The sequence below is a fragment of the Novipirellula aureliae genome (assembly GCF_007860185.1).
GTDB lineage: Bacteria > Planctomycetota > Planctomycetia > Pirellulales > Pirellulaceae > Novipirellula_A > Novipirellula_A aureliae.
The window spans coordinates 534069-556542 of the sequence record NZ_SJPY01000002.1 but is presented as its reverse complement, the minus strand read 5'-3'; the positions used below and the strand labels follow the sequence as shown (position 1 = coordinate 556542).

The following is a 22474-nucleotide window of genomic DNA, read 5'->3' as shown; positions in this document are numbered from 1 at the left end:
AGAACTCTTTATGTTTATTGATTTTTTCAGTTATTTCACCAGTTTCGTGATGCCGATTGCAGCAACGGATGACCCAGGATACCTGATCGCGTTTTTGTCGCAGCTATCGCTTTGGGGCCGAGTCGCATTGGGAATTGGCTTGGTTATTTTTGTTCACGAGCTAGGCCATTTTCTTGCGGCCAAGACGTTCGGGGTCAAATGCGAAAAGTTTTATGTCGGCTTTGACGTTCCGATCAAGCTTGGACCGATTCGCTTGCCAAGAACGCTGGGCAAGTTTACTTATGGTGAAACGGAATATGGGATCGGAATTTTGCCGCTTGGCGGCTACGTCAAAATGCTTGGGCAGGACGACGATCCACGAAAATTTGAAGAAGAAGCGAAACGAATTCAAACGTCGAACGGCGACGGAGATGAAGAGGGACCGATCGAGCTTGATCCGCGAAGTTTCCCGGCCAAGCCGGTTTGGCAGCGGATGATTATCATCAGTGCCGGTGTCGTGATGAACTTGATTACGGGGGCTCTTTTTGCTGCACTCGCTTTCGGGTACGGCGTTTCCTACAACCCCGCGATTATCGGTGGCGTCACGCCGGGTGGACCTGCCTGGCGGGCGGGGATCGAACCGGGCGGCCGAGTCATTTCGGTGGGCAATTTAACCGACGATCAAATGCACTTCCGTGAAATGCGAATGGCGATTTTGACCGAAGGGCTCGACAATCCCGAAAAACCGATCGAATTGGCGATTCAGTACGATGATGGGGTTCGCCACTACAAGCTCCGAACCGAACCGCATCCCGAAAACAACGATTTGCGGATGATCGGAATTACCAGTCCGACATCATTGATTTTCAACAAAGAATCCGCGGCCGTTCCTGGCAGTGCCGCCGATGAAGTTCTGACGAATGAAGATGCGGGAGCACGCATCGTAGCTTATGACGGCATCGCCGTGAATTCGGATTTGATCGTTCCATCGACTCCCTTCTTCGACTACCTGTATTCACATCCTGAAAAAACGATCGAGCTGACGATCGAGCGAGCGGATGGGTCAAAGCGGACGGTCCAACTGCCACCCCAACGTGCCAAGACGATCGGTTTCCGTTTCGGCCTCAGCCCGATCACCAGCCTCACTGACGACGGTGCTGCGGCGAAGGCGGGTATGGAAATCGGTGACCAAATTATCGCAATAGACGGCGATACCCAACTTGACGCCTATCGGTTGCCGCTGGAATTATCGTCATCGAGCGAAGCGGTAACCTTCACCGTGCGTCGTGGAGAAGCAGCCGAGGCGAAGGAACTTGATATCGAACTCAATCCCGAAACCACTCTTCAAACGCTATCAACCACCTCTGGTATCGGAGGCGACATCGCGATCAATCGCTTCGGCTTCGCCTATCAACCGACAACCGATATTGTGCGTGTGCTACCCGATTTGATTCGGGGTGACCAAGCCCCTTCGGATCAAGAGCTTCAAGTCGACGACGAGATACATGAGATTCGGTTGGTGGCATCGGACGCGGAGCTTCCGCCTGAATTAAAGGATGAGCGATACGACCCGCTGCTCGAAAAACTTCGCGAAGGATGGACCGTCGATGGCTCATTGCCCCTCGGCACTTTGATGGAAACGATTCAAATCTTGCCCGAGGGAACTCCGGTGCAAGTTCTTGCGATTCGTCCTTCCAATGGACACACGATCGAAGCGACCATGACGGTCCAGCGTGATGATCGGGTTTGGAGCGAGCGTGGTTTGGCGTTGACGGCAAGCGAGTCGATTCAGCAGGCCGATTCGATACCCGCTGCCTTGTCGCTCGGTGTCCGAGAAGCCGGACGCCGGCTGAGTGACGTTTTTCGTTTTCTGCGCATGATCCCTCAAGGACGCGTGAAGATGCGTCATGTCGGCGGTCCACTAGAGATCGTTAACATCGCCAAGAACGAAGCCGAACGGGGAATCTCGCCTCAATTGCTGTTCCTGACCATGCTCAGTATGAACTTGGCAATCTTGAACTTCTTGCCGATACCAGCACTCGACGGTGGACACATGGTTTTCCTCGCTGCCGAGGCAATCCGTGGGAAGAAATTGGATGAACAGTTGGAAATGCGACTCACAATGGCTGGTGTGTTGACGATCCTGCTATTGATGGTGGTTGTGTTTACCAACGACATCCTACGGCGATTGTGAGCCAATGATGCCGAAAACGAGTTTTCTATTTGGGTCACATGTCTCCGTCGCTGGTGGGTTGAGCAAAGGTGTCGAACGAGCCAGTGCTCTGGGATGTGACTGCATCCAAGTGTTTACCAAGAACAACAATCGCTGGGATGCCAAACCGCTATCCCAAGACGACATTGCCGATTGGAACAAGGCGATGGCGGGGTCATCCCTCTCGCATCCAATCGCTCATGCTTCGTACTTAATCAACTTGGCTTCACCGAAACAAGATTTGTATCAAAAGTCAATTGATGCGCTGGTTGTCGAATGGATTCGGTGCAACGATTTGTCAATCGAAGGTTTGGTGGTGCATCCGGGCGCGTTCACGACGAGCAGCGAACAGGAAGGCATTGCCAGAATCATCGACGCGGTGAACGAGGCATTCGGACGCGTCGAGCCGGGGACTTGCCGGTTGCTTTTAGAAAACACCGCGGGTCAAGGTTCTTGTCTGGGACATTCGATCGAGCAGCTTGAAGCCATGCTGGTGGGGATTGGCAATCGTGATCGTTTGGGCGTGTGCTTGGATACCTGTCACGCTTTCGCCGCTGGTTACGAAATTAACACTGCAGCGGGTTATGCGGAATTTCACAAACGGCTTCGCGATGGTTTGCCAAAAAACTCGATCCACGCATTGCACTTGAACGACTCAAAGAAACCTCTGGCTAGCCGGGTCGATCGTCACGAGCATATCGGTCGCGGCGAAATTGGTCTTGAGGGCTTTCGCAATGTTTTTTCTGATCCGTTGCTGAGATCCATCCCTGGTTACTTAGAAACGGAAAAAGGGGTCGATGAGGCAAGTGGCGAAGATTGGGATGCGATTAACCTGAGGACGCTTCGTGAGCTAGTCGCATCGATTTGACGCCCTGGAAAGCAGCGGACGGGAACCTTTCGATTGCTTTCTTTCCCGTTAGGGGCTGGCAGTGGAGTGCATTTCGCTCTACGGTCGGTTGGAGGGGCTTCGGTTCGAGCGTTTGCCCCATCGATCTTTTCGCTCCGCAAATTTTGCTTGCTATCCCTCGTGCAACGGAAACGAACGAATCAGAGGATTTGAGTCAGGAATTCGCTCGTTTCCCATCCCCTTCTAACGTGTCTATCGGGTAGAATATTGGGCAAGTCGGCCAAGGGGACATCATCCGTCTTTGTGCAGGTTAGAATGGTGTCGGATAGCTCTTGGAGCAGAATCACTCCTTGTGAAAGCTGGGAAATCCGACTTGGATTGTTATTCTAATGACGCTTGTCCGAACACGATGACAATCATCCATTCCTCCGATTCCTCTCGTGCAACTCACTCACATCGAAATGAACGATCTCGACATCGAAGACTTTCGACGTCTTGGCGTGCGGCTTCACGAATCCCGAGCATTGGTGATTCGCCAGGCTGCCGCGCGTAGTAGTCAATCGTTGGCTGAATCCCAATTGTCGGCCCCATCGTTGCAAAACGAGTTGCAACTGTCTCGCATTGTGACGTCAACCTATCGGCTACTCGATCCACGAAAACGGCCCGATTTTCTTCAGCGGGCCCAGGTCGGGCGGATTCTGCAAGCGACGACGTTGCCGCATGATCCGAGCCAGTTTGGGGTGACCGCTTTCAAGGCCGCGAGCAACCAAGACGATGCCGATGGAAATGACGATTTGTCTGATTCAACGGATTTTGAAGACGAATCGGTCTTTTCAACCACGAACTACAATCGCGATTCGTTCATTAGCCTGGTGCGAAGTCTTGATGCACAAGACTTGATCCGTCGCCGTCCTTATCCCATACATGTTGATTCGGTTCGACGAACAATTGAACATCCATGGATGATTGTTTCGCTCCTCGGTTTGGTTGTTCTGACGATGCTGGGTTTGATCAAGCTTAAACCCAAATCCGATCCGATAACGCTGCATCGGTTGGATGCGGTCGGTTCACCCGAGCCGATTCGAGCGTCTGCTGGATCCCTGCCGGACTCAAAGCAAGAGTCGCCTGAGCCATTGCAAGCGTCCGTTGGGATCCTTGATCGTGGTGCGGCGAGCGATAACCCGCCGCCATCCGCCGGGCTTGAGGATTCCGAACTCACTCACTTGGTACCGCTGGAGCCAAACGCTCCGAACGCTCCGAACGCTCCAAACGCTCCAACCGCTCCAACCGCTCCAACCGCTCCGGAATCGACGGAGGATTCTCTTCGGGCAACCACACCGGCAACGGCACCTCCGAGTGAGGTGGTTGAAAGTGTGCTGCCCCCGTTGTCCGAAGAGTTAACCGAAGAGTTAACCGAAGAACCGATCGAAGCGACCGAAGAGGATCATGAAATCCCGGTTGAAGGACTCCCGGTTGAAGAAGGCTCCGTAGATCCGATGGATGATTTGGGAGACGGGGATCCAATTGAATTCGCCCCCGATCCATTCGCAGGATTAGATTTGAGTGGCGACGATGGGGATACCATGCAATTGCCAACCACGGACTTGCCCACCGTTGAGGTAGTTGCTCCTGCACCTACGCCTGTTCCCGAGCCAGTCCATATCACCAAGCCGGCGTCGTCACCCGATTTTAGTATGCCGAGTGATGAAGAGCTTGTTGCGAAGATCGAAGCCTTTGTGTTGCAGCGAAATCAAGCAATGACACTGCTAGCCCGTCAACAGATTTTCAATGAAGGCATGCTTCAAGCGGATGATTGGCTGCAGCGTGAAGCGTTCGATGCTTGCCTTGCGTTACTCGTTGAAGTTCGTGTTGTTGCCGAAACGCTTAGCGATTCCGAAATCGCTGACGTTTTGTCTTTTCAGAAGAGTATCGATCAAACCAAACGCATCGCAGAAAAGGTCCAGACCATGGATCTCGATTCGCTTGAGCAAGCTTCCGATTTGGATATTGGTGTTGCAGGGCGATATTTTTGTTTGATGCTCCGGCGGTGGGATCGCGGACTTGCATGGTTGAGCAATACGTCGGACCCAACATTAGCATCCCTTGCAAAGCAGGAGATTGAATTGCGCCGATCCGATCAAGATTTCGGATCGCAAGCATGGTTTGCGCTGATCAATCGCTGGGAGAGTGCTGCGAAACGAGCCGATGGGCGAGCCAAAGACTCGTTGCTTTTCCATGCGGTCGTCTTGAAACGAAAGGCAACCAATTCGCTAAGTGGTGTTGCTCAATTAGAGAACACGCGACAAGTCGAACGAATGGAAGCTCAATTGCCAGCGTATTTGCGGATGGCAATGAATCGGGATCGAGACTCCGATTCGCTGGAACCCAATTCAAAGAGTGTGAACTCAAATTTGCCGACCGATGATTTGGCCTTCGACCAATCATCCACGATGGAACCGTTTGAGTTCGGAATGATGGGACGAGTGACAAGTGATGGGCAGAAAACACCTGTTCAACTTGTCTACACGCCTGGCGCCGTTTTGGGAATCGACACCCTGCAAAAGATTGAGAAGGTGTGGGTGGTCCGAGAACGGAATTTGCAAATTGAATTCACGGGTAGCTTTGTTCTGTTTGAGCCCACGACCGTCCGTTTCCTATTGTTGCCGAACACGGCAACCGAGCGGGGTCGGGTATTCCTTGACGGCAATCAGATTGAGTTTGCTGAGTGGCAAACCGCCGCCGAAAGGTTCCTTGAGGCAGGAAGTTACCGCGTCAATTGGCGTTTGCGATTAACCCCCGAAACGAGTGAAGCACTCAGCATCGAAGACGCGATCACAAGCATCCCAATCGAAATCAGACATACAAAACCGTTGTAGTCTTGCTGTACGGCCTTTGTTTCATCACGTTTCGATCGCCAACCGTCTTTCGATCTTTTTCGCTACCAAATCTGCATCTGTTGCTTGAACCCGATAATTCACTAAAAGCCAACCATTGTCGCAGCCCTGAATGAGGCCTCGTCAGAAGAAAGAATCTGTGGGTGAATTTGGGCTCTGGAAGGTCGCCAAGGTTGTGATACAACGCAATTTCGTAGGCGTTTTGAGTCCGAAATCCGTAGGATTTTCTGGTGATCCGTTTTCGTTTGTTGTTAAATCCCTCGACACCCCCTGATGACAAGGCCCTATCGGCTCGAAACCAATTCAAAAGCAAGTCAGGTTTCTTACGAAGCCTCTTCGCAAGATCTTTCATCGGCTCGATTTTGCTTCTCATCGCTCGGGTGTCGTTGAGGCAGATGATGATACAAACGCTGTTGACCCGCCACAGTCGAGCAAAACACCCCAAGTGCTGGCAGTGAAGAAACGATTACCGGGCACCAACGCAAGTACGCATTACGGGTGCTCGCTCACCGAGAAGCTTCGTCCTCTGTCGATTGCGAAGTAGTGGGCCGCAAAATTTACGACCGCGCGGTTAAGGAAGTGCTTGTTACGCTTTGGGAATCCTCTGATCGATTATGCTGAAAACGTCTCAAAGCGATTCTGCCAGAGTTACTCAAATCGATGGAATCGCATGGCCACATGGATCTTGACGAATCCCTGAGAACACGGGTGCTGTCGGCAAGTGCCGCGACCATCGACCGACTCCTCCGACCGATACGTGAGAAGGCAACTGGAAAAAAATATATTCGACCCAAGAAAAAGATCCGTGCGGCAATCGCGGTTAAGACTTTTTCTGAATGGAATGACGTCGCTCCAGGGAGTCTACAGGTTGATTATGTTGCACACTGCGGAGGCAACCTGTCCGGCTCGTTCATCCAACATGAGCACGATCCTGTTGAGCTTTTGCACAGGATCCGGCAGACGCAAGCTGCGTTGGTGTCGTTGTCATCGGAGGGTTCTCATTCATCTTTTTTCCTCTGTGCCTTCGTGCCTCTGTGAGAACCCATCACGCAGCCTCGTAATACAAGGGGAACGCTTCGCGAGGATCAGAAATTATGTCTCGGATCGATTTGGGAATGTTGGACTGGGTGTTGGAGGGCTCTCACAGAGGCACGAAGGCACGGAGATAAAAGAGGGAGCGTTAGAGCTGACCGTTGATGATTCGAGTGATTCCGTCTTTCATCAGTTCGTAACCAAAGTTAAGTAGGTAACCTAGTCCTTAAACAAGCGAAGCTTGTTTAAAGACTAGAAGAGGCAAACATATGCGCAGCTTGGGGCAAGGGCCCACCTGTGGACCGAGGTTTTTCCGTGGTTAATGACCACCGAGTTCCTCGCTTTCGTACATGCTAAACCAATTGTCACTGGTCCCCTGACACAGTATCAACTATCCGCAGACCCCGGAATGTGTCAACGATAGTGAGACAACTTTAATTCACGATTAGTGTAAAAGTTCAGGCTGATCAGGGGCCAGCCCCCGAACCCCCGAGATTTTTTTTGGCATGACTCGGGTGTTCAAAGTGTTTTGTTTGTTTACCTTTGAAGAGTCTGGTGAAACAGACGTGGGCTCTGCGGAGACGCAACCCATTGAGGGATAACCGGATCGAGGGTGCGTCAAAGACGTGACTTGAGGAGCCTCTGGCAATTTGCTTGAGGGGCTTCGTCTTTTATTTCACGCTCTCGTTTGGGTGCGTTGATCCAAACTGCTTTTGGAATCCTTTCGGGCTTCGGTATGCGGCCCACGAAACGCTCGGGGTTGTTCTTCCATGCGTCTTGAAGCGTTAATTTTCTTGCAGCAATGATTTCCTCGGCTTGGCCGTCGTGCAACGATGCTGGAGTCAGCAAGCCGATGCCACTGTGATAGTGCTCGTTGTTGTACCATCCAAAGAATTTCCGGCAGAACCGTAGGACATCTTCGTAGCAACCAAAGCGCTTTGGGAATTCAGGTCGGTATTTCATTGTTTTGAATTGGCTTTCCGAGAACGGATTGTCGTTGGAAACATGCGGTCGACTGCGTGACTTCGTAGCCCCCAGCGAGCCGAGCAGCTGGGCTAATGAGTGGGATGTCATCGAAGGGCCACGATCGCTGTGAAGGATCGATCGTTCAGATTGGACACCGAATCACCACACATGTGAAGATTAACGACCATAGGCAGCCTGATTCTTCGACTCTGTGACGGTGGGTTCGGGACGATCGAAGCGACGCGCCGAATGTGTGGGCATGACGTCTCATCAGATTAAAATTGGCAATGAATCCCTAACCTTGCTCCGTCGACCCTGCAGGCGATCACCCTGCAGGCGATCAGTCTACAGGTGATCGCCTACTGCGAACTTTGTACTTAGGCCGGCAAAGAGAAACAGCAATACGGCCGCAGCGACTTGAGCGCTCGGTACCGAGGTGATTTCGGCACATCGGCCCCATACGACCGAGCCGAGTGCCATCGAAGAAGCCATTGCGGTCAGGTAGCACCCCATCCCGCGTGCTCGCAAACGCCCTGGCAAAATGACCTGTGCCGTTGCGTTCAGACTGGTCAATGTGATCATCCACGAAGCGCCCATGGTCAGCGTTGCGGCACTGATTAAGACAACCTGTGTTGTCATCCCTAGCAAACACAATCCGATTGCAAAACCGGCCATCGCGAACGCGATCGTACGGTCGATTCCAAACCGATGTTGCAAACGCGGTAGTAGCGCAGCGGCCGAGACGGCTCCGGCGCCGACGCAGCCCACCAGAAATCCGAAACCGCTCGCCCCCCAATTCAAATGCTGTTTCGCTACAAGCGGCAGCAGTGACCATAACGCACTGGCGGGCAAAATAAACAACACCACACCGATCAAGACATGTCGCATCGAGCGGTTTCTTGTCACAAATCGAAGCCCTTGATAAAGTGAAAGCTGGAACGACAAGCCACGCGACGATTCACGTCGTTCTCGCTTCCAAGCAAACAGGACGCTCAGTACACAGGCGAACGACAATGCATTGGCAGCGAAGGCGATCCAAGGACCAGCTATCGCAATCAACAACCCACCGATTGCCGGCCCGACCGCCCGGGCCAGGTTGAAACTAATACTGCCGAGCGCAACGGCGCGCGATAACTGCTTCTTAGGGACGAGTTCAGGAACGGACGCTTGCCAGATCGGAACATGAATCACCATTCCGATGCCCATGGCAACGGTCAAGCCAAGTAGCATCCACGAGGTGATGATTCCAGACAGCGTCAAGGTTGCCAGCGAGGCGGTTGCGGAAAATAGAATCAATTGGGTCAAAATCAACAGCCGCCGGCGGTCGATTCGGTCTCCCATCACACCGACGGGGATTGCCAAGAAGACAATTGGCAGCGTCATTGCCGTCCGGACCGCAGCGACCATTTGAGGCGATGGATCCAAACTTGCCATCAACCATCCCGCACCGATCTCATGGATCCATGTCCCAAGATTCGAAGCAAACGAAGCGATCCAAAACGCCCGGTAAAGCGGTATCGTCAATGGCTCCCAGGCGGAGCCGGCGAACCGCGATTTTGGCTTCGACGACTGCTCTGTATTTTCCGTCGCCAAATGATCGGCGACGGAATCAGTCGTCACTGTTTCATTGGCAACTATATCATCGGCAACCGGATCGCTCGTCGGACGGCGTTTTCGCGGTTGGACAGGTTCAAGCGTTTTCAAATCAACGAACCGTTGTGGGGGAATGAAATGGTTCCTAGGCACCCGCCTTAGAACACAATCGTTGGCGGATCCTGCCTACCGAGCACAGCGTGAGGAAAACATCTCGCCGCAAGGCGGGAGCCTGGCAACGAGTTGCTATGCATACGCTGGTCGTCTTCACTCTAGGAGTAAACACCAAGGATTGCCAAGTCCGCGTTTGCCGCTGTTTTTCACATTTCCCTATCTGGTCCTTGCGTATTTTGGCGATGAAGTTGACAATCTTGCTTAATATTTCGACACGTTAGCATTCCTTTGTGTTCACACAATACACCGACCCGACCTTCAAAATCCATGAACAAGACACCTGACGACAATCCATCCGATGACGGTAACGACCGAGCTAACGAGGACTTAACGGACCCACGCGTCGCCCGACGGAAGAAACTCAACCAAATCATTGAGATGGGGATCGATCCGTATGGAAGTCGTTTTGACGATCGACTCTTTATCTCGGATTGTCAAAGCCGGGCTGGCGAGGTCAAGTTCGTTACCGCCGAGGGGAGCGAAATGGAGCTTCCCGATTTTGAGGATGAATCACTCGATTATCGCGGTTGGAAAAACGAAAATGGGCCTGGTGAAGAAGTGGGGCCGACCGTCCGCGTCGCAGGCCGTATTCGCTTGGCTCGTTCGGCAGGCAAACTGTTCTTTTTGAACATCCGAGATTGGACGGGCAATATCCAAATTTTCATCGGCAAAAAGCAAGTGGGTGAACAGGACTTTGAATTGGCCAAATTGTTCGATCTTGGTGACTTGATCGGTGTTCAAGGACGATTGGGGCGGACCAATACGGGCGAGTTAACCGTATTTGCCGAAAAGCTCTTCCTGTTAACCAAAATGCTCGAACCGGCACCCGAAAAACACGCAGGGATGACCGATCCCGATTTACGCCAGCGGATGCGATACGCCGACTTGGCCTTTAACGATGGCGTGATCGACACGTTTATGAACCGCACCAAGATTATCAAAGCGATTCGTCAAACACTCGATGGCGATCACTTTTGTGAAGTCGAAGGTCCAACGCTGCACACCGTCGCCGGGGGAGCCGCTGCACGCCCGTTCCTGACCCATCACAATGCACTCGACATGAAATTGTTCATGCGGATCGCACTCGAGTTGCATTTGAAGCGATTGATGGTTGGCGGTATGGAACGGGTCTATGAACTCGGACGAGTGTACCGCAACGAGGGTCTAAGCCCTCGTCATAATCCAGAATTCACAATGCTCGAAGCCTACCAAGCGTATGGCGATTACGAGTCGATGATGGACTTGACCGAACGTTTGATTGCCTCGGCCATTGAAGCAACGGGTGGCGGATTCAAACGCGAGTTCGATGGGAAAATGGTCGATTTTTCGCTGCCATTTGCAAGAGAAACCTACGCCAATCTGTTTACGAAAGCGACCGGGATCGATCCCGCTGACGAAAAAGCCGTTCTTGAGTTGGCGAAGAAACTTCGCATCAAGACAGACGACAAACACTTGGATGTCGTCCGCAACGAGATTTTCGAAGAGAAGGTAGAAGATACGCTCGAAGGTCCAATCTTTGTTATCGATTATCCTGCAAGTATCTGTCCGTTAACGAAACGAAAAAAAGACAACCCGGAAATTGCCGAGCGATTTGAATTGTTCGTATTGGGGATGGAGGTCGCAAATGCTTACACGGAGTTGAATGACCCCGATCTGCAACAAGCATTGTTCGAAACTCAATTGGAAGGCCAGGATGAAGAGGATTCGATGGCCAAGATGGATCACGATTTCGTTCGCGCTCTGCGATACGCGATGCCACCCGCGGGCGGTTTGGGGATCGGTATCGATCGGTTGGTCATGTTGTTAACCGGGCAACGCTCGATTCGCGACGTGATCTTGTTCCCGGTGCTACGACCGGAGTCCTAAGACATCTCGAGTAGCGAAACTCGTCAAGCGTCTCGTTTTATACGGCAGGGCGACGAAAGTCTTGGCGACGTTCGCTACGTAGCGGCGAAATAATTCCCGACCAAGTTACCGAGTTTCCTGGGGCTGATCGGTTTGTGCTCGATGGAGAGCAGGTTGAACTGAGATCGCAGCTGGCCACCATCAAGTTCCAGTCCTTTTGCGGTGCATAGGATCGCTGGCAAACCGGCGAGAGAGGGATCGCAGGCGATTCGCTTTAGTAGTTCAACACCGCTGCAGAACGGCATCTGTTGATCCGTGATCAGTAGGTCAACGTTGCCCTGCTGCAAACGGCCATAGGCCGCATCGCCATCTCCAAAGCACTCAACCTTAAAACCTATGCGTTTCATTGTATACGCCAGGACGCTTCGAAAAGCGGGATCGTCTTCTGCAATTACAATTGTCATTTCTACTAATTCCATCCTTCTTGACCGTAATAGACTTCAGCATTCCTCCATCCACTACAGAGAGATCCGCAACGGAGAGGGGCGGCAGGAAATGGTCCGGTAACGCCACCTTGATGTTGAATGATTACAACCTCGTGCTTTGTCACCGCTTGATTTTAGACTTGGCAAAACAGTGGCAGGGGCATCTTGCCTCAGTACGCTGCGGCTGGAAGCCACAGCCACATAAAATGCAACCCGAAAGGTATCTTTTGACGAAGCACTCGTGAAATATAGCTCGCTTACGCAAACCAGGACGGTGAGTCGAGCGACAGGGTGCAGTTGGCGTCATTTACTCTTCCGCAAGGCGTTACAACCGGTATTTCCAGCTAGGTGCATTTGTGCGACATCGATTTTTTGTTTGTTGATTGGAAAAAATGACACTTCTCGCTAATCGCCACCACTGTTGCAGCGGCCCCCAATGGGCTTGCCCCATTGGAGCCAACGATTGGCAGCTAAAAACAGCACCGTTGTCAAGTAAGACCCCAATGGGCTTGTCCCGTTGGTGAATCAGATCTCGCTCACCCAACGGGGCAAGCCCGTTGGGGTCGATCATGTGAAAAACACTAGGATTTAGCTAACAATCGTTCGCTCCAACGACGCAAGGTCGTTGGGGGCGGATAGTTTGATGGTGGCGATTAGCGAGAAGTGTCGAAAAAATCGCTAATTCGGACCAACGCTGATTACTTGATGGTTGTGCCAGTGCGACGGCGGCTTCCACCAAACGGTTTGCTTGATGACGTCGAACCTCGCGAGTCCGCAGGCTGAAATTATGTGTTTGAGGGTTTCGAATACCAAGTGGATCGCTAGCGTGATCGCAAATCTACTTCTTGGTGAATTCACCGGTTGCGCGATGGTAGGTATAGTTTTGCACGATACTCTTGATGCGAGCCTTGTCCGCAGTCGTCACGTTATTGAGATAGTTTTGGGTAACCAAATCGTTGACGTTTCGAGGATAGGTGCCGACTTCATGGAAGTAGGTCTGGGCCATACTGTTGAGGGTCGCAACTTCTCGTTCGGCAAGGTTGTCGGTGTTCTTTTGATGCGTTGGAGCTACAGTGGCTACGGTTGCCGCCGCGACGACTGCCAAAATGATAACTGCTGCGATCACTTCTAGAAGCGAAAAACCGCTTGTTTTTATACGTTTCATCGTGTTGATTCCGTGAATAGTCGGTTCTGCAAGTTGAGAAGAATGTCTGTGAGAGACGCTCCTTATCTATCTACTGAGAACCTAGGTCAGAAATCCACCAATGCGTTGATTGGTTCCAAGTAATTTTAGAAAAGCAATCAAGACAACCTTGAATGATCGCCCGCATTTTCACAATCTTGCAACGGGAAATATCTGGCATCGGATTCTGATGGGGGTGCTGTATTGCTATTGGTTCCCAAGCTGTATCTCTCTAGGATGACCGACTAATTTCAGCGTGGTTGGAAATAAACGGTTTTTCACGATTTCTATCGAAGGCAAGGATGCACCAGTCGACTCTTTCACGATCTATTTCCCCTCTGGCATCCGAATCAGGCGATCATGTTCTCGGCCAATACATTCCGTTATTGTATCACTACAATATGCTTCAGGATGATGATCGTGTCATTGCCTTTCGTGATGCGATCAATTACCTCGTTGCTCCAGGGATGCGGGTGCTTGAACTTGGTGGCGGCACTGGCATTTTATCGTCCTTTGCCGCTCGTTGCGGAGCGCAGGTCGTTTGTGTCGAACGCAATCCCGAACTCGTCAACTTTGCTGAAAAGCTGATCCTGCAAAACGGTCTTGAGGACCAAATCGAGGTGATTCAAATGGATGCATCCGAGTATGTGCCTGATGAGCCAGTCGACGTGGTCGTTTGCGAGATGCTTCATGTTGGATTGTTGCGAGAGCAGCAAGCTCAAGTGATCGCTGGCTTCAAAAAGCGATATCGCCAAAAGCATGGTCCGAAGTTGCCTGTCTTTATTCCCGAGGCCTCGATTTTGATGGCCCAGCCGGTTCATCAATCGTTCGACTTCGCGGGTTATCATGCGCCGGTTCCAATGTTCCAGGCGCCGCTAATCGAGCAGTCACGCACGACGGAAATTGCTCCGTTATCCGCCTATGCGACGATCACGTATGATGGGTTGATTCCGATGCAGTTCAAGTTTCCTGAAGGTTGTGAAGCGAGCATCGACGCAACGGTCAATGCGGTGCGTTTTGTCACTCAGAACATTTTGGCGATAGATGAGGAGCAGCAACAGGCGATCACATGGCCGAACCAATGTTTGGTTTTGCCTATCGAATCGCCATTTGAGATCGCCGCAAATGAAAAATTGAAAATCTCTTTCCACTATTCTGCAGGTGGTGAAATCGCACAACTAGCTGCCTCGTTAAAGGTATCGATGGTCACCTGCGGATCGATGTAGGCTGACATGGGGATGTTTTTTAGATTTTCGTTGCGGTTTACTTAGCCTGACTTATGTTTCAGCAGGCTGTGTGCCCAAGCCGCGGCCAAGCGGTTCGCTCCGAGCAAATCGGAGTTGTCCGTAAATCTGCTTCAAACGTCACAAATGGATATTCCTCCATTGCGTATCGAGTTGTCTGCTGAAACGAAACAATCCTTCCAAGTCGTTGCATTCTTCGCAACGGTTTTCGTGGTTGCGATCCATTACGGCTCAGCCTATCCGGTATCGGCGAGCATTGGTGACGCTTCGACCAACGAGCTTCTTCAAGCGTTTTTGACGGGGGGAGTCGCCCGGGTTGCCGTCCCTTTGTTCGCATTCGCGGCAGGATTTTTCTACTTTCTTAGCGACCAAGGAACATTGAGTTGTTACTTGAGAAAACTGCGGCAGCGAAGTCGTACCCTGTTGATTCCGTACCTGATTATCAGTGCGATAGGGATACTTGCGTGGTGGTTTGTACGCCAGGCGGAAGGTAACCCCGTTCCACTTTCGAGCGGTGAGTTGTTCGCCAAATGGATTTTGAATCCGCAATCGGTACAGCTTTGGTTTTTGCGAGATTTGTTTGTGCTTGTGGCGGTTGCACCATTACTTCGCTTGCTGCTCGAAAAAACGTATCAATCGTTTTTGATAGGGTTGGCGGTTTTATGGATGATTCATTTCCAGCCTTTTCCAGTGATCGGAGAACTCTACCTGTTAAACATCGAGACGCTGTTCTTTTTCTGTCTCGGTGCAATCGCGACGAAATATGTGGATTGGCTCGTACAGTTGGGCAATTTCCGGCGCAGCTTGACCGCATGCATCGTCCTGCTCTGGTTTAGCTTGATTCTCGTTCGATTGATCTTAAAGCCCGATTATGACTCGTGGTATGTGCAGCAGTATACGATCACCAGTTTATTGATTCAAAAGGCATCGATTCTGTGTGGGATGGTTGCGATGTGGGCGATCAGTTGGCACCTTCGAAGTCCGTTGCTTTCTCGATTGTCGGGTCTGGCATTTTTCGTTTATTTGGTCCATGAATTTCCCCTGCAAACCGCACTTTATCGAATCGCAGATCGCGTGATTGAAGTACCCATGCGGTTTTGGATTTTGTTTCCAATCACGGTAATAGGATGCTTTACCGCCGGATGGTTGCTGGAGCGAGTACTGCCAACCGCTTTTGCAATTTTTACGGGCGGGCGGTCGTCCCAGCAGGCAGTAAGTTTGAGCCAAGCAGATACTCCAGGCAAAGGTATGTCGCGATGATATTTCTAATCGTCCTCTTTTCCATCGCGTCTGCTGTTTGGATCGGTCCGTTGTTGACATACGGGCGAACGATCCTATTGGCAACGATGGTGTTGTTGGTTGGTACGGTGGTAGGGCCCGCGTTTTTGTCGATCCCAGCTCCGATTCCAATCACAGTCGACCGGGTGTTGTGGTTGGCGATGTTCGGACTCGTCTTGGTGCGGCTACGTCAAGGCGAATTGGTTTTATCGCGTTTAACGAGAATTGATATCGCCGTCATCGCATGGATGGGTTGGCTACTCATAAGTGCTTTGATGGGTGGGCCGGGTGCGAAAGAAAATTCGCCCATTGCCCGATGGCTGTTTTATGTAGCCATGCCGATTGGAACGTACGCGGTCGTGCGTGTCAGCGAGATTACAGCGAAGGATATGAAGTGGGTCGAACGTTTGTTGCTTGGGTTAGGCATCTACTTGTCGGTCACCGCAATCCTTGAAGTATCAGGATTTCATGCGTTGGTGTTTCCACGCTACATCGTCAACGGAAAGATCTGGGAGTTTTTTGGACGCGCTCGGGGACCGCTGCTAAATCCTTCGGGCAACGCGGTGGTCATGACGATTTCTTTGGTCATAGCGATTCTTGGGTTCATCCAATCGAACCACCGGGTAAAATTTGCCTATGCCGGATTGGTAACGTTGATTCTGGCGGGTATCTATTGCACGCTGACGCGAAGCTCGTGGATGGGGGGGATCGCGGCGGTTGCTGTTATTGTTTGGGTCTATTCACCACGTTGGCTTCGAGTTCTCGGGTTGGCGTCGATGTTCCTGCTCGGAGCGGCGGGGGCTGCCGGGCTAAAAGATCAATTTATGCAAATGAAGCGTGATAAGAATCTGAGTGCTGCCGACGCCGAAAAATCGGTTCAACTACGTCCCTTGTTAGCCATCGTGGCTTGGGAAATGTTCAAAGAACGTCCGATTCTAGGCCATGGATTTGGCCATTATCTTGAGAATAGCGAACCCTATCACACGGTTCGGTCCTACGGATTGCCGCTCGATCAAGCTCGCCCGTATACGCAACACAACATTTTTCTTTCGATCTTGGTGGACGCGGGTTTGGTCGGATTGTTGTTGTTTCTTGGTATCTTAACGATTACGACCGCTGTCTCGTGGCAAATGGTCAACGACAAAGGGAAATCGCAAATGGCCCGCCATGCCGGATTCATTTGGCTCGGCGGCTTTGCCGGTTACTTCTGCAACGGGATGTTCCAGGACGTGACGATGATTCCGATGTCGAACATGTTCATGTTCTTTATCGCCGCTTTGGCTGTGACGGTCTATGGCCGCAGTCTGAATGCCAGTCCGTTAGCGTCTCCGCCAGTCACGATTTCGGGCACGGGGTTGCCGATTGCCGTGTTGCGTTAGGCTGACGCTGGATTGGGAGAGGCAAAAGATGCGAGGCAAAAAAAAGGACGAAGAAGCGCAAGCGATCACGACTATTTTGCAGTCCAACGATTAGCGACATCCGATCGGGCGGACAAGAGAGGTGATATCCTGGCACTGCAAACCGAAATGTCAAAACAGCCGCCTTGTTATACAATGGGTTAGCTTTTCTGCCGTTCGCCTAGGTTCGCCTCGTTCGGTGTTTTGCTTACACTAGAGAAACGGTCATTTAACGTTCGCTTGCCCGCCCCATTATCCCGGTTTTTCGTTATGGAATCATCGTTACCACCCGTTCCCTATCCTCCACCGGAGACCTTGATGGACGGGAAGGATGAATTACCCATCATTATCGCCTCTTTGGCTCGGCGTCCTCGTTGGTGGACACCGTTGGCAGTGGTTGGGATTTCGTTGGGAGTTTTCCTGTTTGTCAGTTTTGTGGCGACTTTTTTGGCGTTTTTTATCGTTCATGGTAGCCCATCGCCAGCGATGTTTGCGGATCCAGCCAACACGACGAAGGTTTTTGAATCTCGCGTTGGCATGGTGCTGCTGATTCTCGTGCCACAATGTTCGATGATTATACCGCCGTTGATTGCCGCCTATTTATCGCCGGTGGAGATGCGAAAGCGGTTGTCGTTGGTCCGTGGTCATTGGCCGATTTGGGTATGGATTGCTGCAGCGTTTGCGACGCCGCTCGTTGGCATGGTCTCATCGATGATCGTTGGCAGTTTTATGCAGGACAGCGAAAGTTTGAAACAGATGAGCGAAGCATTCCGTTTTCACGGCAAAACCGGTTTTCTGATTCCGATCGCGTTTCTGATCGGAGCGACGCCTGCGATTTGTGAAGAGTTGCTGTTTCGCGGCTATGTTCAAACTCGCTTGAACCAGTCCTGGGGGCCTCTGTTGGGCATTCTGGTATCCTCCTTTTTGTTCGCTGCGTTCCACATGGATTTTGTTCACATCATCGCAGTCTTTCCCATTGGCTTGTATTTGGGGTGGTTGAGTTGGCGCAGTGGTTCGTTGTTCCCCGCGATGCTGGCTCACTTCGTTAACAACTTTATCAGTGTCGTGGCCGTCACTTTGGCTCCGGCGGAGCAAGCCGAGATGGTAGGAGCACCCACGGTTGCCATTTTTCTAGTGATTTTAGGGATGGGGGTATTAGGGGTAACCACCGTGATTATGGCGTCGATTTACTTCGGGCGTCCGGCGGAAGTCGCTACCGCGTGAATACAAGTTTTACTATGACCAGATCGGGCACAAAGATTCGAACGTTGATGCGTTTATTCGACGCATCCGACGCCCCAGTATGGGCGATCGACGCGGAGGGTATGCTCGTCTACTTGTCCGCATCGACGGCACGTTGGTTGGGTATCGACGTTGAAACGCTACTGAATCGAAGGTGTATCGCGGGTAGCCCTTGTTCGGACGACCCGCTCGATCAACTGGCGGCATCGTTATCGCCACCACCGGGGCTGTATCAACGTGGTACGGCATCCCTGCGTGTTCAACCCTATCTAAAATCAACGCCAGGATCGCCTGCATCGGCGGAATCGTCTCCGTCGTTTCAGCCGATTCAACCGTTGGACGTCCGTTTTATTCGCGTTGGGAATTCAGATCGAGAGGACGGTCGAGGAGTCGCGTTGGCAATCGGAGGAACGTTTGAAGACCGCTCGTTAAGTCCAAAGTTAAACCAGGAGCTGGAAGACGCGGCCGCGATACGACAATATCTCGATACTTGGCGTAAACAGCATACGTCGATCGCCGAACTTGCCACGATTGGCAAATCTGCCGAAGCGCGTCAAATTCGTTCGCGGTTGCGAGTCGCTGCATCGATCCGGACGCATTTGGCTTTGTTTGGGCCACCCGGTTGTGCAGGCGAATCGATTGCCCGCCGAATCCATCTGCAAAGCTCACCACGTGAACCGCTCGTGCTGGTCGACGGTGCCTTGATGGATCCCGAATTACTCGATGCAACCATTGCTTCTGCGATCAGTGGGTTGACCGATTCCAATGAAACGTTAGCGACCGCGATCATTCGTGATTTGGATGAAATGCCGCTCGATGCTCAGCGCCACTTGGTTCATCTGGTCAAGCTGTTTGAAGGTCGCTTTCGGATCATCGGCTTGTGCAGTCACCATGTCAGGACAATCTCTGAATCATTGATCGGTGATTCGCAGACGAATGAATCATCGGCTGGAGATTCATTCGTAGGGGATCCGCATCAACCGGCGTTTACGATTGTCGAAGATTTGGCGGAAATCATTTGCGGTTTGACCGTGACGCTATCGCCGCTATCGGTTCGTGTCGAGGATATCCCTTTGATTGCAACGGCGATCCTGCACGCCCGCTTCGCGGCCAAGGAGGGTCAGCTCGAACGGATTGGCCGAGCGGCAATGGATTTGCTCGTTAAGTATCCCTGGCCAAAAAACTATGACGAACTCGATGCCGCGATTCGTCATTCGTTCCGAACCGCATCTGGCGACACGCTAACTCCTGATAATTTGCCTTTGTCGATTCGCTCGTACCACCCTCGTTCCCAATCAAGAGTCGAAAAGAAAAAAAGTGTTTCTCTGGATCAAAAGTTGGAAGTGTTTGAGCGTAGGCTTATTGAAACAGCGTTAGAAGCTGCCGAGGGCAACCGTGCTGAAGCGGCCCGCTCGCTGGGCATTACCCGTTCCCGCCTACTGCGACGAATCGAAGCATCCAAAGCGAAAAAGGATGCAAACCGTTCGCTCAAGCGAGGCGACGGAAAATGAATCACTCAACCGAGTCCGCAAAATCCAACCCGTCTATCAGGGCCTTTCCGGGAAATACGGATTCCGCTGTCGACATCCGTTGGATCGTCTGTGAGGATGGCAACGAGAACCGATGGCGATGGACCGAAACGCTTCGAGCGAGCATTGATGGACTTTTTTTGAATCATCGAATGATTGTTCAACCTGCATTGCCCGATCAAGGTCTCTCGCTGGCGATGCAATGTCAAAAGGCGGGACAATCCAATATCGTTGTTGTCTGGAGCGTTACACCAAAAGCCTTGATGGAGCAGTGCAGGCGGATCACGATGCTGCAAACGTCGAACGGGAGCGGGCTGCAGATCGCTGCAACGAGTTCGATCCCCGAAAAGTATCAGATCATGCTTTCCGAGTTTGGTGCATCGCTACAGGTGCAACAACCGGAGGACTTGCAAGCCATTGTCAAAGCAATCGGTAGGCGGCTAGGCTTTTATAGCAAAGATTTCAGACATAGAATGTAGCTCAGGAGAGTTGACGGTTGTCATTTGTACCTTATTTCGTTCAGTGTTTGACTTGTGGTAGTCGGTTACGAGTTTCGGATCCGGCTGTCATCGGTACCATTGCATCCTGTCCAAAGTGTGGATCAATGGTCCAGGTTGATGCACCGAAAGAGAATTCTGGTGAGCCGCCCGAGCCTGCCACTCAACCTGCCACACCGAGCCAAGTCGCGATTGGAAGTCGCATCGTCGACAGTGACCAGATCACTCGTGACGCTTATTCGGCAACGGATCTTGATGCACCCGATTCATTGAACATTGCGGCAGCCTCCGATGGCGGGTTTCAAGGGTCGGGTTCGGTCGCCGAGGAAACGTTCGACGATGCACCTGGAGCAGTCGCACCCGACGCTTGGCAAAGTGATCGAACGAAACAGAAACGGCAAGTTGCTTTGATTGCAGCCGTCTCGGCGGCGACGTTCCTGATGGCCGTCTTCGTCTTTGTTTGGTTTGTCAGATCTCGCGGCACGCAGCAAGCTGGGCTCACCGAGACGCCCCCAGCACTTGAAAACGATCGACAATCGAGTGCCCTCGAGCTCAACGAAAATGAACCGCAGCAGCCACGGTCTGAGGCCGAGGCCGATCCTGAAGCGGAACCGCTGAACAACGATAACGATACCGATACCGATACCGATACTAGCGAACAGAGCGAACAGAGCGAAACCAGCGAGCCGAATGACGTAGAGCCATCGAGCGAGCGAATCGGGTCGGGGGCAATCCCGATCGATATGATGCCAATCGATCCGCTTGCGGAACCCGATCCTTCGGTCGAACCTGCTCGCGAGCCGTCCTCGCCACCCGGATCAGGCGATGCGTCCCCCGCGGCGCCGCCAGACGACGAAAATCCGAGTCCTGAACTCCGAGAAATCCCCAAGGGTTTGGCGCCGTTTTTAGATCTCTTGGATCTCGATGGCGAGGCGAATGAGGTGACGCCAACGATCGAAACCCCGCCTGGTTTGGATCGAGCCGATTTAGAGGAAGCCGCTGAAGAGACGCTCGATCCGATGATGATCGCCACACCACCTCCAACCATCAATGCAAAACGGGTCTTGTCGGTCGAATTTGCAATCGATTCGCAAGGCTACCCGCTGGGCGACTTCGTTCTGCTGATTAGCCAAATAACGGGAGTGCCGATTCAACTCGATTGGGTTTCCCTCGACATCATGCAAATCGATGTGGCCGACCCTATTATCCCGTCGCGCGGAACGTTGTCAGCCAAGCAGCATCTCGAGAAGCTATGTGAATCGTTTGGCGGCAAGATGAGTATCGAAGAGTCCTTGATTGTGCTAACGATTGACGACAAGCTTTTCGCCGATCGATTCAAGGCTGTGACCACGCTCGACGATTTCGGCGATGATGCTGGTGAGGTCATTTCGCTACTCAATCAATTCATGTCCACGGCAGAGAACGATTCGGACGACCAGCTCGACCAATTAAAAACTCCTGCGACTCGGACCGAACAACAACTGCTGATGCTAGCGGTTGATACCATGCGTCGTCTTCGAGGAATCGGGCCGAAGATTGAGGAAAAGAGTTTTTCGCGATGGGCCTATTTCGTTACGTCACCCAAAGCGGATTGGCCGGTACTTTCGGACGGTGATCTTGGTCCGCCGTTGTACGCTCCAGTTACCATCGCAGGCCTGCTGCGCCGAGTGTCTCGCCAAAACAAGGCCACGTGCGTCGTCAATTGGTTCGATGCCAACCGTCGCCGCTTGTCACCGGAGCAATTGATGATGCCATACGCCAAGGATAACGCAGGCGAAGTCTTCAGGCGATTGCTCGATCCGTTCGAGGTACAGGTTCGAGTCGTCGATGAAAAGCATTGGTGGGTAGGAACCGATGCCTCGTACGATCGATTGTCAACGCTTGTTTGGACCGAGCCGCTCGGTGAAGGGCGTGACAAACGGCTTGCTCGAATAAAGGCAACGATGGCGGGGGCGACCGCCGATACATTTCGAATCCTCTATGATCCCAAGAGTGATCGAGCGATGATGATGCTGCCTCGCTTCGTGGTCCGGCAAATGCCCAAGATATTGCTTTAGGGGATCACACAGCTGGCTGA

Annotated in this window: 17 protein-coding genes; 12 read left to right on the top strand and 5 right to left on the bottom strand. The window is 52.1% G+C overall.

The annotated features are described in order from the left end of the window. Positions 1–10 precede the first annotated feature (10 nt). The 3 genes from Q31b_RS07895 to Q31b_RS28005 all read left to right on the top strand — a co-directional run bounded on the left by Q31b_RS07895 (position 11) and on the right by Q31b_RS28005 (position 5914). Entirely contained in the window at positions 11–2173 is a 2163-nt protein-coding gene (locus Q31b_RS07895) for a site-2 protease family protein (RefSeq protein WP_146599129.1), read from the top strand. 4 nt (positions 2174–2177) lie between these two features. Further along, the gene (locus Q31b_RS07890; protein ID WP_146599128.1) at positions 2178–3059 is read left to right on the top strand and encodes a deoxyribonuclease IV; all 882 of its coding nucleotides are present in this window, start codon (positions 2178–2180) and stop codon (positions 3057–3059) included. A gap of 440 nt (positions 3060–3499) precedes the next feature. Next, positions 3500–5914, top strand: a complete 2415-nt coding sequence (locus Q31b_RS28005) for a hypothetical protein (RefSeq protein ID WP_197171135.1) — start codon at positions 3500–3502, stop codon at positions 5912–5914. Here Q31b_RS28005 and Q31b_RS07875 read toward each other — a convergent pair. Next, on the bottom strand, positions 5892–6305 hold the full coding sequence (locus tag Q31b_RS07875; RefSeq protein WP_146599126.1) for a transposase: 414 nt from the start codon (positions 6303–6305) through the stop codon (positions 5892–5894). The two genes, Q31b_RS28005 and Q31b_RS07875, sit on opposite strands and share 23 nt — an antisense overlap. 305 nt (positions 6306–6610) lie before the next feature. On the opposite strand from Q31b_RS07875, the gene Q31b_RS07870 reads away from it, so the two are divergent. Beyond that, a complete protein-coding gene (locus Q31b_RS07870; protein ID WP_146599125.1) occupies positions 6611–6970 on the top strand; it encodes a hypothetical protein in 360 nt (119 codons plus the stop codon). Positions 6971–7582: 612 nt separating this feature from the next. Here Q31b_RS07870 and Q31b_RS29615 read toward each other — a convergent pair. Together Q31b_RS29615 and Q31b_RS07855 are read right to left on the bottom strand one after the other, a co-directional pair. Continuing rightward, positions 7583–8038, bottom strand: coding sequence for an integrase core domain-containing protein (locus tag Q31b_RS29615; RefSeq protein WP_146599124.1), 456 nt, complete (start codon positions 8036–8038; stop codon positions 7583–7585). Positions 8039–8275: 237 nt separating this feature from the next. Beyond that, entirely contained in the window at positions 8276–9550 is a 1275-nt protein-coding gene (locus tag Q31b_RS07855; protein ID WP_146599123.1) for an MFS transporter, read from the bottom strand. Between the two features lie 414 nt (positions 9551–9964). Between Q31b_RS07855 and lysS the strand changes: the two genes are divergently transcribed. Beyond that, complete coding sequence (lysS, locus tag Q31b_RS07850; RefSeq protein WP_146599122.1) at positions 9965–11563, top strand: lysine--tRNA ligase; 1599 nt, start codon at positions 9965–9967, stop codon at positions 11561–11563. Between the two features lie 74 nt (positions 11564–11637). Here the strand turns inward: lysS and Q31b_RS07845 are convergent, their stop codons facing one another. Beyond that, positions 11638–12006 carry a response regulator gene (locus Q31b_RS07845; RefSeq protein WP_197171133.1) on the bottom strand — a complete coding sequence of 123 codons (369 nt, stop codon included), beginning with the start codon at positions 12004–12006 and terminating at the stop codon, positions 11638–11640. An 859-nt stretch (positions 12007–12865) separates the two neighbouring features. Further along, entirely contained in the window at positions 12866–13192 is a 327-nt protein-coding gene (locus Q31b_RS07840) for a prepilin-type N-terminal cleavage/methylation domain-containing protein (RefSeq protein WP_146599120.1), read from the bottom strand. Between the two features lie 320 nt (positions 13193–13512). Here Q31b_RS07840 and Q31b_RS07835 point away from each other — a divergent pair, with 320 nt between their 5' ends. From Q31b_RS07835 to Q31b_RS07805, 7 genes are all read left to right on the top strand, one after another. Beyond that, positions 13513–14436, top strand: a complete 924-nt coding sequence (locus tag Q31b_RS07835; protein ID WP_146599119.1) for a methyltransferase domain-containing protein — start codon at positions 13513–13515, stop codon at positions 14434–14436. A gap of 144 nt (positions 14437–14580) precedes the next feature. Next, positions 14581–15714 carry an acyltransferase family protein gene (locus Q31b_RS07830; RefSeq protein ID WP_146599118.1) on the top strand — a complete coding sequence of 378 codons (1134 nt, stop codon included), beginning with the start codon at positions 14581–14583 and terminating at the stop codon, positions 15712–15714. Beyond that, on the top strand, positions 15711–17111 hold the full coding sequence (locus Q31b_RS07825; RefSeq protein WP_197171131.1) for an O-antigen ligase family protein: 1401 nt from the start codon (positions 15711–15713) through the stop codon (positions 17109–17111). The genes Q31b_RS07830 and Q31b_RS07825 overlap by 4 nt, the downstream gene beginning before the upstream one ends. A 288-nt stretch (positions 17112–17399) precedes the next feature. Beyond that, the gene (locus tag Q31b_RS07820; protein WP_146599116.1) at positions 17400–18353 is read left to right on the top strand and encodes a CPBP family intramembrane glutamic endopeptidase; all 954 of its coding nucleotides are present in this window, start codon (positions 17400–17402) and stop codon (positions 18351–18353) included. A gap of 47 nt (positions 18354–18400) precedes the next feature. Next, positions 18401–19882 (top strand): helix-turn-helix domain-containing protein, encoded by a 1482-nt coding sequence (locus Q31b_RS07815; protein WP_197171129.1) that lies wholly within the window; start codon positions 18401–18403, stop codon positions 19880–19882. After that, complete coding sequence (locus tag Q31b_RS07810) at positions 19879–20379, top strand: hypothetical protein (RefSeq protein ID WP_146599114.1); 501 nt, start codon at positions 19879–19881, stop codon at positions 20377–20379. Before Q31b_RS07815 ends, Q31b_RS07810 begins: the two co-directional genes overlap by 4 nt. Positions 20380–20396: 17 nt before the next feature. Beyond that, positions 20397–22454, top strand: coding sequence for a hypothetical protein (locus Q31b_RS07805; protein WP_146599113.1), 2058 nt, complete (start codon positions 20397–20399; stop codon positions 22452–22454). Positions 22455–22474: the final 20 nt, after the last annotated feature.

Coding starts and splice junctions, on each gene's coding strand:
- Q31b_RS07870 (WP_146599125.1), top strand. CDS start 6,611: ATGGATCTTGACGAATCCCTGAGAACACGGGTGCTGTCGGCAAGTGCC.
- Q31b_RS07825 (WP_197171131.1), top strand. CDS start 15,711: ATGATATTTCTAATCGTCCTCTTTTCCATCGCGTCTGCTGTTTGGATC.
- Q31b_RS07845 (WP_197171133.1), bottom strand. CDS start 12,006: ATGACAATTGTAATTGCAGAAGACGATCCCGCTTTTCGAAGCGTCCTG.
- Q31b_RS07830 (WP_146599118.1), top strand. CDS start 14,581: ATGGATATTCCTCCATTGCGTATCGAGTTGTCTGCTGAAACGAAACAA.
- Q31b_RS07820 (WP_146599116.1), top strand. CDS start 17,400: ATGGAATCATCGTTACCACCCGTTCCCTATCCTCCACCGGAGACCTTG.
- Q31b_RS29615 (WP_146599124.1), bottom strand. CDS start 8,038: ATGACATCCCACTCATTAGCCCAGCTGCTCGGCTCGCTGGGGGCTACG.
- Q31b_RS07890 (WP_146599128.1), top strand. CDS start 2,178: ATGATGCCGAAAACGAGTTTTCTATTTGGGTCACATGTCTCCGTCGCT.
- Q31b_RS07895 (WP_146599129.1), top strand. CDS start 11: ATGTTTATTGATTTTTTCAGTTATTTCACCAGTTTCGTGATGCCGATT.
- lysS (WP_146599122.1), top strand. CDS start 9,965: ATGAACAAGACACCTGACGACAATCCATCCGATGACGGTAACGACCGA.
- Q31b_RS28005 (WP_197171135.1), top strand. CDS start 3,500: ATGAACGATCTCGACATCGAAGACTTTCGACGTCTTGGCGTGCGGCTT.
- Q31b_RS07835 (WP_146599119.1), top strand. CDS start 13,513: ATGCACCAGTCGACTCTTTCACGATCTATTTCCCCTCTGGCATCCGAA.
- Q31b_RS07875 (WP_146599126.1), bottom strand. CDS start 6,305: ATGAGAAGCAAAATCGAGCCGATGAAAGATCTTGCGAAGAGGCTTCGT.
- Q31b_RS07815 (WP_197171129.1), top strand. CDS start 18,401: ATGCGTTTATTCGACGCATCCGACGCCCCAGTATGGGCGATCGACGCG.
- Q31b_RS07810 (WP_146599114.1), top strand. CDS start 19,879: ATGAATCACTCAACCGAGTCCGCAAAATCCAACCCGTCTATCAGGGCC.
- Q31b_RS07840 (WP_146599120.1), bottom strand. CDS start 13,192: ATGAAACGTATAAAAACAAGCGGTTTTTCGCTTCTAGAAGTGATCGCA.